Source organism: Vogesella mureinivorans (assembly GCF_007644035.1).
Classification (GTDB): Bacteria; Pseudomonadota; Gammaproteobacteria; order Burkholderiales; family Chromobacteriaceae; genus Vogesella; species Vogesella mureinivorans.
In genome coordinates, this window is sequence record NZ_VMTV02000754.1 from 1 (window position 1) to 277 (window position 277).

A 277-nucleotide genomic window follows, 5' to 3' on the forward strand; every position below is an offset into this window, starting at 1 on the left:
GACCGAGTCGGTAGGCCCCGCCGTGCCCTACACCCAGGCCAGCGCCCACGGTGCAGGCTGGCGCTGGCAAATCCCGCTGCAGCATCGCGTCGGCAACGGCTGGGTGTTCTGCAGTCGCTACATGTCCGACGACGAGGCCAGCGCGCGCCTGCGGGAGGCCACGCAGGGCGCTGCCCTGCGGGCGCCGATGGTGGTGCCCTTCGTGACCGGACGCCGGCGCCAGGTGTGGAACCGCAACGTCGTCGCCCTGGGCCTGTCGAGCGGCTTCATCGAGCCG

The 277-nt window shown here is 72.6% G+C and carries 1 protein-coding gene; it reads left to right on the top strand.

The features are described 5' to 3' along the window. Nucleotides 1-277, top strand: a 277-nt coding sequence (locus tag FLQ44_RS18075; protein WP_147695484.1) for a tryptophan 7-halogenase, incomplete at both ends; no start/stop codon positions are given.